Origin of the sequence: Paraburkholderia sp. BR14320, from assembly GCF_040948665.1 — a bacterium.
Lineage (GTDB): Bacteria > Pseudomonadota > Gammaproteobacteria > Burkholderiales > Burkholderiaceae > Paraburkholderia > Paraburkholderia youngii.
Genome location: NZ_JBFPKG010000022.1, coordinates 1 through 10,738 on the forward strand (window position 1 = coordinate 1; position 10,738 = coordinate 10,738).

The 10,738-nt window shown below is 67.3% G+C and carries 9 protein-coding genes; 4 read left to right on the forward strand and 5 right to left on the reverse strand.

All coding sequences use genetic code 11. The annotated features are described in order from the left end of the window. From xdhB to guaD, 4 genes are all read left to right on the forward strand, one after another. Positions 1–2,140 (forward strand): xanthine dehydrogenase molybdopterin binding subunit (gene xdhB / locus AB3X89_RS20525; protein ID WP_368584887.1); only part of this gene is annotated, 2,140 nt, incomplete at its 5' end. After that, positions 2,121–3,137 carry a xanthine dehydrogenase accessory protein XdhC gene (gene xdhC / locus AB3X89_RS20530; protein ID WP_368584888.1) on the forward strand — a complete coding sequence of 339 codons (1,017 nt, stop codon included), beginning with the start codon at positions 2,121–2,123 and terminating at the stop codon, positions 3,135–3,137. The genes xdhB and xdhC, both read left to right, overlap by 20 nt. Positions 3,138–3,184: 47 nt before the next feature. Further along, complete coding sequence (locus AB3X89_RS20535) at positions 3,185–4,234, forward strand: adenosine deaminase (protein ID WP_368584889.1); 1,050 nt, start codon at positions 3,185–3,187, stop codon at positions 4,232–4,234. Between the two features lie 145 nt (positions 4,235–4,379). Continuing rightward, positions 4,380–5,744 (forward strand): guanine deaminase, encoded by a 1,365-nt coding sequence (gene guaD, locus AB3X89_RS20540; protein ID WP_368584890.1) that lies wholly within the window; start codon positions 4,380–4,382, stop codon positions 5,742–5,744. A gap of 35 nt (positions 5,745–5,779) precedes the next feature. Here the strand turns inward: guaD and AB3X89_RS20545 are convergent, their stop codons facing one another. Genes AB3X89_RS20545 through AB3X89_RS20565 form a run of 5 tightly spaced genes read right to left on the reverse strand, consistent with a single transcriptional unit; the run spans position 5,780 to position 10,734 of the window. Continuing rightward, complete coding sequence (locus AB3X89_RS20545) at positions 5,780–7,024, reverse strand: NAD(P)/FAD-dependent oxidoreductase (protein ID WP_368584891.1); 1,245 nt, start codon at positions 7,022–7,024, stop codon at positions 5,780–5,782. Continuing rightward, a complete protein-coding gene (locus tag AB3X89_RS20550) occupies positions 7,021–8,301 on the reverse strand; it encodes a beta-ketoacyl synthase (RefSeq protein ID WP_368584893.1) in 1,281 nt (426 codons plus the stop codon). Before AB3X89_RS20550 ends, AB3X89_RS20545 begins: the two co-directional genes overlap by 4 nt. Further along, entirely contained in the window at positions 8,298–9,524 is a 1,227-nt protein-coding gene (locus tag AB3X89_RS20555; protein ID WP_368584894.1) for a beta-ketoacyl-ACP synthase, read from the reverse strand. Before AB3X89_RS20555 ends, AB3X89_RS20550 begins: the two co-directional genes overlap by 4 nt. Then, a complete protein-coding gene (locus AB3X89_RS20560; RefSeq protein ID WP_176124376.1) occupies positions 9,524–10,249 on the reverse strand; it encodes a 3-ketoacyl-ACP reductase FabG2 in 726 nt (241 codons plus the stop codon). The genes AB3X89_RS20555 and AB3X89_RS20560 overlap by 1 nt, the downstream gene beginning before the upstream one ends. Next, positions 10,246–10,734, reverse strand: a complete 489-nt coding sequence (locus AB3X89_RS20565) for a hotdog family protein (RefSeq protein ID WP_368584895.1) — start codon at positions 10,732–10,734, stop codon at positions 10,246–10,248. Before AB3X89_RS20565 ends, AB3X89_RS20560 begins: the two co-directional genes overlap by 4 nt. Between the last annotated feature and the right edge of the window lie 4 nt (positions 10,735–10,738).

The following is a 10,738-nucleotide window of genomic DNA, read 5'->3' on the forward strand; positions in this document are numbered from 1 at the left end:
CGTCTTCGCGGTGATCGCCGAAACTCACGAACTCGCCCGCCGCGCGGCCGCGCTCGCGAAAAGCGACGACGTGATCCGCTACGAGCCGCTCGACGCGATCCTCACCGCCGCCGATGCCAAAGCCGCGAAGCAGTTCGTGCTGCCGCCGCTGCATCTGCGGCGCGGCGATCCGGACGCGAAGATCGCCGCCGCGCCGCATCGGCTCGCCGGCACGTTCGAGGTCGGCGGCCAGGAGCAGTTCTATCTCGAAGGCCAGATCGCCTATGCGGTGCCCAAGGAGATGGACGGCTTACTCGTCTACAGTTCGACGCAGCATCCGAGCGAAATGCAGCAAGTGGTCGCGCATATGCTCGACTGGCCCGCGCATAACGTCGTGTGCGAATGCCGGCGCATGGGCGGCGGTTTCGGCGGCAAGGAATCGCAATCGGCGCTATTCGCGTGCGTGGCCGCGCTCGCGGCGCAACGCTTGCGTCGGCCGGTCAAGCTGCGCGCCGATCGCGACGACGACTTCCTGATCACCGGCAAGCGCCACGACGCGGTCTACGAATACGACGCGGGTTTCGACGATCAAGGCCGCCTGCTTGGCGTACGCGTCGAAATCGCGCTGCGCGCCGGCTATTCGGCGGATCTGTCCGGCGCGGTCGCGACGCGCGCGGTATGCCACTTCGACAACGCGTACTACCTGCCCGACGTCGATATCGTCGCACTGTGCTGCAAGACCAATACGCAGTCGAACACCGCGTTTCGCGGCTTCGGCGGACCACAGGGCGCGCTCGTGATGGAGGTGCTGCTCGACGGCATCGCGCGCGAGTTGCGGCTAGATCCGCTCGACGTGCGGCTCGCGAATTACTACGGCGTCGGCGAACGCGATACGACGCCATACGGACAGCGCGTCGAAGACAACATCATCGCGCCGCTGACCGACGCGCTGCTCGATTCGAGCGACTACCGCGCGCGGCGCGCGGCGCTCGCCGAATTCAATGCGAAGAGTCCCGTACTCAAACGCGGTCTCGCGTTTTCGCCGGTCAAGTTCGGCATCTCGTTCAACGTGCCGTTCCTGAATCAGGCCGGCGCGCTCGTGCACGTGTACAAGGACGGCTCCGTGCTCGTCAATCACGGCGGCACTGAGATGGGCCAGGGGCTCAACACGAAAGTCGCGCAAGTGGTCGCGAATCAGTTCGGCTTGCCGCTATCGCGCGTGCGGGTGACCGCGACCGATACGTCGAAAATCGCCAACACCTCCGCGACCGCGGCTTCCACCGGCAGCGATCTGAACGGCATGGCCGCCGAAGCGGCGGCGCAGACGATCCGCGCCCGCCTCGCCGAAGTCGCGGCGCGCCAGCTCGGCGGCGATGCGAGCGACGTGCAGTTCGCGCGCGGCAGCGTAGCGGTGAACGGTGGCGCGCTGCCGTTCGAACAGCTCGTCAACGCCGCGTATCTCGCGCGCGTGCAGTTGTGGTCGGACGGCTTCTATGCGACCCCGAAAGTGCATTGGGATGCGAAGACGCTGACCGGTCATCCGTTCTATTACTTTGCGTATGGCGCGGCGGTGTCGGAGGTCGTCGTCGATACGCTGACCGGCGAGTGGAAGCTCGTGCGCGCGGACGTGTTGCACGACGCGGGCCAATCGATCAATCCGGCGATCGATCTCGGCCAGATCGAAGGCGGCTTCATTCAGGGCATGGGCTGGCTCACCACCGAAGAGCTGTGGTGGAACCGCGACGGCCGCCTGATGACGCACGCGCCGTCGACGTACAAGATTCCCGCGGTCAGCGATACGCCCGCCGCATTCCACGTGCGGCTCTACGACAACAGCAATGCCGAGCCGACCGTATTCCGCTCGAAGGCCGTCGGCGAGCCGCCGTTGCTGCTGCCGTTCTCGGTGTTTCTTGCGATTCGCGACGCGATCGCAGCCGCGGTGCCGGGCGCACGACATGCTCCGCCATTGCGTGCGCCGGCGACGCCCGAGGCGATACTCGACGCGCTGGATGCGTTGAGTGCGTCGAACGCTTCGCAGCACGCAGATCCGACCGCAGCCGCCGCGCATCCCGACGGCGCCGACACCCCCACGCCACCCGCCGCGCCGACACCCGACGCGGCCCCGCAAGGAGAATCGCCGGATGCAAGCCTGGCTCACTGACCTGCAACATCTGCTCGCACATGGCGACGCCGCCGTGCTGGTGACGGTCGCGCGCGTCGAAGGTTCGGCGCCGCGCGAAGCCGGCACGAAGATGATCGTCACGCGCGACGCGGCCAAGCATACGATCGGCGGCGGCCACCTCGAATGGAAGGCGATCGAGACCGCGCGCCAGGTGCTGCGCGACGGCATGCGCGCACCGCACATGCGGCGGCTCGAACGCTTCGCGCTGGGGCCGAGCCTCGGGCAGTGCTGCGGCGGCGCGGTGATCCTCGCATTCGAGCGGCTCGACGTCGGCGATCTCGGCTGGCTCGCGTCGCTCGCCAAGCGCCTCGCGGCGGGGCAATCGACGGTGCGTAGCGTATCATTCGGCCCCGCGCCGGATGCGGTGATGCTGTCCGAGCCCGAGCCCGGCATCGATTCCGCCGACTGCCTGCTGTGGGACGGCGCCGGTTTCGACGACAGCAGCGCGCTCTTGACCGAAACCATCGCGCCGGGCGAATTCGCCGTCGTGCTGTTCGGCGCCGGCCACGTCGGCGCGGCGCTCGTGCGCGTGCTCGCGACGCTGCCCTGCACGGTGCGCTGGGTCGACGAGCGCGACGCGCAGTTTCCGCCGCTCGATACGCTGCACGCGCCGAACGTGACGATCGACGCGAACGACGCCCCCGACGAAGCGATCGATCAGGCCGCGCCGAACACGTACTTCATCGTGATGACGCACAACCACGCGCGCGATCTCGACCTCGCCCAGCGCATCCTGCGGCGCGGCGATTTCGCGTTCTTCGGCATGATCGGCTCGCACACCAAGCGCAAGCAGTTCGAGCACCGGCTCGCGGCGCACGGCATCGATCCGGCGCGGATCGCGCGGATGAAGTGTCCGCTGGGCGTAGACGGCATCGTCGACAAGTCGCCCGAGGTCATCGCGATCTCGGCGGCCGCGCAGGTGCTGCAGGCGGTCGAGGCGAACGCGGGCGCGCGCCACGCGACGCAGGCGGTCTGATCCGCGAGCCGCGCCGCTCACTTCCCCATACACAATTCCAAATCACCATGAATACGACAACCGCTACCCCCGCTTCCGTCGTTACGCTCGCCGACAAAACCGCGCGCGCACCGAAGGCCGAGCTGCATATCCACATCGAAGGCTCGCTCGAACCCGAGCTGATTTTCGCGCTCGCGCAGCGCAACGGCGTGAAGCTCGCGTACGACTCGGTGGAAGCCTTGCGCGCCGCCTATGCGTTCACCGATCTGCAATCGTTCCTCGACATCTACTACGCGGGCGCGAGCGTGCTGCTGCACGAGCAGGACTTCTACGACATGACGATGGCCTACGTCGAGCGCTGCGTCGCCGACAACGTCGTGCATAGCGAAATCTTCTTCGACCCGCAGACGCACACCGAGCGCGGCGTGCGGATCGCAACGGTGGTGGCCGGCATCGAACGCGCGCTCGCCGACGCGGAGAAGCGCGGCATCACGAGCAAGCTGATCCTGTGTTTCCTGCGCCATCTGTCCGAGGACGATGCGCTCGCCACCTTCGACGAAGCGCTGCCTCTGTTCGAACAGTACAAGCATCGGCTGATCGGCGTGGGCCTCGATTCGTCGGAGCGCGGTCATCCACCGTCGAAGTTCGAGCGCGTGTTCGCGAAGGCGCGCGCGCTCGGTCTGAAGCTCGTCGCGCATGCGGGCGAGGAAGGCCCGCCGTCCTACATCTACGAAGCGCTCGACGTGCTGAAGGTCGATCGCGTCGATCACGGCGTGCGCAGCATCGAGGACCCAGCGCTCGTCACGCGCCTCGCCGATACGCGCGTCGCGCTCACCGTTTGCCCGCTGTCGAACCTGAAGCTGTGCGTGTTCGACGACCTGACCAAACACACGCTGAAGGATCTGCTCGATCGCGGCGTCGCGGTGACCGTCAATTCCGACGATCCGGCCTATTTCGGCGGCTACGTGAACGCGAACTATCTGGCGACGATCGACGCGCTGAAACTCGACGACGCGGAGGTCTACACGATCATCCGCAACGGCTTCGAGGCGTCGTTCGTGACGCCCGAGGAACGCGCGATGCTGATCGCTAAGCTAGACGCGCACTGGCGGCAGTAAGCCGCGCGTCAATGGATTTCAACTGACCGGCCTCGACTGACGTCGGCGGCCAGCGGATTCGCTTCGTTCGGGGATCGGTAAGACCCCGAACGGGGCAACCGCTGCCTGCGCCGCCCAGCTTTCAACATTCGGAGACAGCTTTTCCATGACTGAATCGGCTCATACCACGCAAGCGGCACAAACTGCATTCCGTGCGCCGCTGTTGACCTTCAACGGCGATCCGGCGCACGCGCCGAACGCCGCTGTCTTTCACGAGGACGGTCTGTTGATCGTCGAAGACGGCCGCGTCGTCGCAGCGGACGCGTACGCGGCGCTCGCGTCGCGGCTCGCGCCCGGCACGCAGATCGTGGAGCGGCGCGACAAGCTGATCGTGCCGGGCTTCATCGATACGCACATCCACTATCCGCAGACCGACATGATCGCGTCGCCGGCGCCGGGTCTGCTGCCGTGGCTCGATACGTACACGTTCCCGACCGAGCGCCGCTTCGCCGACATCGACCACGCGCGCGACACCGCGAGCTTTTTCGTCGACGAACTGCTCGCCTGCGGCACCACGACCGCGCTCGTGTACTGCACGGTGCACAAGGAATCCGCCGATGCCCTGTTCGCCGAGAGCGAAGCGCGCAATCTGCGCATGGTCGCGGGCAAGGTGCTGATGGACCGCCACTGCCCGGAGTTCCTGCGCGACACCGCGCAATCGGGCTACGACGACAGCGCCGAGCTGATCGGCCGCTGGCACAACCGCGGCCGTCAGATGTACGCGCTGACGCCGCGCTTCGCGCCGACCTCGACCGAAGCGCAGCTCGAAGCCTGCGGCGCGCTCGCGCGACTGCATCCGGACGTATTCATCCAGAGCCACGTCGCGGAAAACACCGACGAAGTGAAATGGGTCGCCGAGCTGTTCCCCGGCCACCGCAGCTATCTCGACATTTACGATCACTACGGGCTGTTGCGCCGTCGCGCGGTGTACGGCCATTGCATCTACCTCGACGACGAGGACCGCAAACGCATGGCGCAAACCGGCGCGCTGGCGTCGCACTGCCCGACGTCGAACCTGTTCCTCGGCAGCGGGCTGTTCGACTTCGAGAAGGCCGACTCGGCCGGCATGCCGATCGCGCTCGCGACCGACGTCGGCGGCGGTACGTCGTTCTCGATGCTGCAGACGATGAACGAAGCGCACAAGGTTGCGCGCCTCGGCGGCCATCATCTGACCGCGACGCGGATGTTCTATCTGGCGACCGCCGGCGCGGCAGATGCGCTCGATCTCGGCGACAAGGTTGGCACGCTGCGGGACGGCTCAGAAGCGGACTTCGTCGTGCTCGACCCGCAAGCGACGCCGCTGCTCGCGCGCCGCACCGCGCGGCGCGAATCGCTCGAGGAGTTGTTGTTCGCGTTCGCGCTGCTCGGCGACGATCGCGCGGTGTACGAAACGTATGCGGCCGGCAAGCGCGTGCATCGCCGCGACGACGCGCGCCAGCACGTACCGGGGCGCGCGAAGATCGCGGCTTGAGCATTTGACCTAGGCGGCTCGGATCGCTGCGCGCCTCAGCCCGCCTTGCACACCTCGTGCAACGCGTTGAGCCGCCGCACCGGGTCGGCGACATACGGATTCGACTCGTCCCACGCATATCCGGCGAGCACCGCGCAGATCATCCGACGGATCGGCGTCACCTGCTCCGGGTAGTAGATGATGTCCTGCAGCTCGCCCGTGTACCAGCGCTCGACGAATGCGCGGAAGGTGTCGATGCCCTTGCGCAACGGCACGTCGTAAGCGGCTGACCAGTCCACCGTCTCGCCGTCGAGCTGCCGGTTCAGCGCGCGCGCCGCCAGATGCGCGGAGCGCAGCGCGATCGTCACCCCCGACGAAAACACCGGATCGAGAAACTCGCCCGCATTGCCGAGCAGCGCATAGCCCGGCCCGTGCAGACTCGCGACGTTCGCCGCGTAGCCGCCGATTCTCCGTACCGGCATCAGGAACGGCGCCTGCCCGATCAGCCGGTTCAGCGTCGGCTCCTGCTGGATCAGCGCGCGCAGCGCCACCTCGCGCGCTCCTTCCGGCACGTCGAGAAAACTCGCCTCGGCCACACATCCCACCGACGAACGGCCGCCCGCGAGCGGAATCATCCAGAACCACACGTCGCGACGCTCGGGATGCGTCGCGATGCAGATCTTGTTGCGATCGATGTCGTCGAGCGCAAGGCCGTCGCGCACGTGTGTGAACAATGCGGCGCGCGTCGGCATGCGCGTCGGGGTCTCCAGCTTCAGCAGGCGCGGCAGCACGCGCCCGAAGCCGCTCGCATCGAGCACGAAACGCGCTTCGATCTGATACGTGTGCCCCGTTTCATCGACGACGTCGAGCAGAGGCGCCGCGCCAGTCTGCACTGCGCTCACCGTGTGGCCGAAGCGCACGTCGGCGCCCTGCGCGGCCGCGCAGCGAATCAGCACGTCGTCGAACAGCGCGCGTTCGACCTGGTACGTGGTGCCCCAGCCAGGCGAATGCTTGTCGCGGAAGTCGAACGACGAGGTCTGGTCGCGATATACAAAGTGCGCGCCGTTCTTGTACTGGAAACCCGCCTCGACGACGGCCTGCAGCATGCCGGCCTCTTCGAGGTACGCCATGCTTTGCGGCAACAGGCTCTCGCCGATCGAGAAGCGCGGAAAATGCTGCCGCTCCAGCACCAGCACCGAGCGGCCCGTCTTGCGCAATAGCGCCGCAGCTACCGCGCCGGCCGGACCCGCGCCGATGATCGCAACGTCGACCACGGTCGGCTTTGAAGAATCGCTGTTCAAATCACTCCTCCAACGGTTTGCATGGGCGGCCGCGCCGTATGCGCGCCGCGCCATGCTTCGAACATCAGGCTCGCGCAACTGCCGCCGAACCCGAATGAAACCGACATCGCCGTGTCGATGCGCGCGTCGCGCGTGACGCGCACGAGCGGCATGTCGCGCACTTGCGGCTCGGGCGTATCGACCAGCGCGGTGCCGGTGATAAAGCCGTCGCGCATCATCAGCAGCGTATAGATCGCTTCGTGCGCGCCGCACGCGCCGATCGAATGTCCTGTCATGCCCTTGGTCGACGAAAACGCGGGCACCCCTTGCGCCGATGCATCGAACACGTCGCGCAACGCATGCAGTTCTTCGAGATCGCCAAGCGGCGTCGACGGCGCATGCGTGTTCACGTAGTCGGGACGCCGCCCCGCCTGCGCGAGCGCGCCGCGCATCGCACGCGCGATGCCGGCCGCACGCGGCGCGACCATGCCCGCGCGATCGGTGCAATCGCCGAAGCCCGTCAGCTCCGCGTAGATACGCGCGCCGCGTGCGAGCGCATGATCGAGCGCTTCGAGCACCAGCACGCCGCCGCCCGATGCGATCACGAAGCCGTCGCGCTGCGTGTCGTACGGACGCGATGCGCTCAGCGGCGTGTCGTTGAAGCGGCGCGACAACGCGCCCATCGCGTCGAACATCAGCGTCGTGTTGTCGTGCAGCGCTTCGCTGCCGCCCGCGAGCACGATCTGCTGGCGGCCGGTCTGGATCAGTTGCATCGCCTGACCGATCGCGAGCGCCGACGTCGTGCATGCCGACGACGGCGAATAGCTGACGCCTTCGAGCCCGAACATCTGCGCGACGTTCGCCGACGCGGTGCTGCTCATTGCGTGCGGCACCGTGTACGGCGGCGCCTTGTCGACGCCGCGCGTTTGCGCGATCGCGAGTGCCGCGTCGTAGCTCGCGAGCGTGCCGACGCCCGAGCCGATCACGACTCCAGCACGCGGCGACTGCAACGAAGCGAGGTCGAGCCCCGCATCGTCGATCGCGCGCCGCGCCGCGTGGCACGCGAAACGCGCGGTGTCGCCCATGAAGCGATCGAGCTTGCGCTCGAACGGCGTCTCCTGCGCGACCGACGCGACGCCGGCAACCTGCGATGCAAATCCGCGCTCGCGCCACGCGTCGATACGCTCGATGCGCGAGCGACCCGCGCGCAACGCCGCGCAGACCTCGTCGAGCGTATTGCCGAGACACGACACGATGCCCATGCCGGTCACGACCACACGTTGCAAGCCGCCGCTCATCGAACGCGCCGGAAAATCAGCGACGTGTTGATGCCGCCGAACGCGAAGTTGTTGCTCATCACATACTCGGCGTCGATCTCGCGCGCGCCGCCGACGATGTAATCGAGCGGCACGCAAGCCGGATCGACGTGGTCGAGATTTAGCGTCGGCACGTACCAGTTGCGCTTCATCATCTCGATCGTCCACCACGCCTCGATCGCGCCGCACGCGCCGAGCGTATGGCCGACATAGCTTTTCAGCGAGCTGATCGGCATGCGCGCGCCGAAGGTCTGCGCGGTCGCGTGGCTTTCGGCGATGTCGCCGCGATCGGTCGACGTACCGTGCGCGTTCACATAGGCAATCGCCTCGGGCGGCAATTGCGCGTCGCGCAGCGCGAGCCGCATCGCGAGCGCCATCGTGTCGGCGGTCGGTTGCGTCATGTGCGCGCCGTCCGAGTTGCAGCCGAAGCCGACAACCTCGGCATGAATCCGCGCGCCGCGCGCCACTGCGTGCTCGTACTCTTCCAGCACCAGCGTCGCCGCGCCCTCGCCGACCACGAGACCATCGCGCGCGGCATCGAACGGACGCGGCGTCAGATGCGGCTCGTCGTTGCGCGTGCTGGTCGCGTACAGCGTGTCGAACACGGCGACTGCCGGACCCGACAACTCTTCCGCGCCGCCCGCGAGCATCAGCGTCTGCTTGCCGGACTGGATCGCCTCGTACGCATAGCCGATCGCCTGGCTGCCCGACGCGCACGCGCACGAAGTCGGGATGATGCGGCCTTTGAGGTCCCAGAACAGGCTCACGTTGACGGCCGTCGTGTGCGGCATCATCTGCACGTAGCTGTTCGACGTGACGTTGTTCATCGAGCCGGTTTCGAGCATCGTGCCGAACGCGCGGATCGGCTGCACCGAGCCCGACGACGAACCGTACGCGACGCCCATGCGGCCGTCGGCGATGGTCGTGTCATCGGCGAGGCCTGCATCGGCGAGCGCGAGTTCGCTCGCGCGCACCGAGTACAGCGACACCGGGCCCATCGAGCGCACCTTCTTGCGCGGGTAATGCGCGGGGGTCGTGAACCCGGGCAGCGGACACGCGAGGCGCGTATGCAGCGACTCGAAGTAGTCCCACTCGGGCATGCGGCGCACCGCGTTCTCGCCGCGCTTCAGGCGCGCTTCGACCGCGTCCCAGTTATCGCCGAACGCGGTCACGCCACCCATGCCGGTGATGACGACGCGCTTCATCAGACCATCCCGCCGTTCACGCCGATCACCTGGCGCGTCACGTACGACGCGCCATCCGACATCAGAAAGCTCACCACCGACGCGACCTCCGCCGGCTGGCCGACGCGGTTCATCGGTACGGTCTTCAGCGCGTGGTCGACCGTAACCTGTTCGAGCATGCCGGTTTCGATCAGCCCCGGCGCGACGCAATTGACGGTGATATTGCGCGACGCGAGTTCGACCGCGAGCGCCTTGGTCGCGCCGATCAGCCCCGCCTTCGCCGCGCTGTAGTTGACCTGGCCGCGATTGCCCATCACGCCCGACACCGACGCGATCGTGACGATGCGGCCGCCTTGGCGCGCGCGCACCATCGGCATCGTCAGCGGATGCACGACGTTGTAGAACGCATCGAGGCCGGTTTCGATCACGACGTCCCAGTCTTCCTCGGTGAGCGCCGGAAACGCCGCGTCGCGCGTGACCCCCGCGCTGCACACGATGCCGTAGTACGGACCGTGAGCGGCGACGTCGGCTTCGAGCGCCTCGCGGCACGCGGCGCGCTCGCGCACGTCGAATTGCAGCACGCGCGCCGCGCCGCCCTGCGCGGCGATGCCCGTCGCGACCGCGTCGGCTTCGCTGCGTCCGGTGCGGCAATGCACGGTCACGGCGAAACCGTCGGCGGCCAACTTGTACGCAATCGCCCGGCCGATGCCGCGGCTTGCGCCGGTAACGAGAACTCGCCGGCTCATGTACTGATACTCCCTTCGATGAATGACTGGAAATCGGGCGGTTGATACACCTTGATCGCGGCTTCGGCGCAGCGCGCGTCGCCGTCGTCGATCGTGCATTCGTAGGCGCTGTGACCTGCGTCGCTGCGCAGCAGTTCGCTCACGTGAACGTGCAAGCGCGCGCCGCTTCGGAACACCGGCTGCAACGCCTGATAGCTGCGCGAACCGAGCAGCACACCGTGACGCGCATGGCCGCCGCCGCGCATCGCGACGAGCGCGATGTGCGCGGCGATCGCCTGCGCCATCAGCTCGATGCCGATCCACGCGGGCATCGCGCCGGCGGCGTCGGCATACCATGCGTGCGGATCGACGCGGGCGAACGCGCTCAACGTGGTGTCGGCGAACGTGTCGATCGCATCGAGCAGCAGCATGCTGCCGCGATGCGGGATGATCGCTTCGATCGGCTGACGCACGAGTTGCTCGACGGTGAGTGGCGGAGTCGTCATGCGC

Bases quoted from the DNA above. Each gene is read 5' to 3' on its own strand.
- xdhC (WP_368584888.1), top strand. From the start codon at position 2,121: ATGCAAGCCTGGCTCACTGACCTGCAACATCTGCTCGCACATGGCGAC.
- AB3X89_RS20535 (WP_368584889.1), top strand. From the start codon at position 3,185: ATGAATACGACAACCGCTACCCCCGCTTCCGTCGTTACGCTCGCCGAC.
- guaD (WP_368584890.1), top strand. From the start codon at position 4,380: ATGACTGAATCGGCTCATACCACGCAAGCGGCACAAACTGCATTCCGT.
- AB3X89_RS20550 (WP_368584893.1), bottom strand. From the start codon at position 8,301: ATGAGCGGCGGCTTGCAACGTGTGGTCGTGACCGGCATGGGCATCGTG.
- AB3X89_RS20555 (WP_368584894.1), bottom strand. From the start codon at position 9,524: ATGAAGCGCGTCGTCATCACCGGCATGGGTGGCGTGACCGCGTTCGGC.
- AB3X89_RS20560 (WP_176124376.1), bottom strand. From the start codon at position 10,249: ATGAGCCGGCGAGTTCTCGTTACCGGCGCAAGCCGCGGCATCGGCCGG.
- AB3X89_RS20565 (WP_368584895.1), bottom strand. From the start codon at position 10,734: ATGACGACTCCGCCACTCACCGTCGAGCAACTCGTGCGTCAGCCGATC.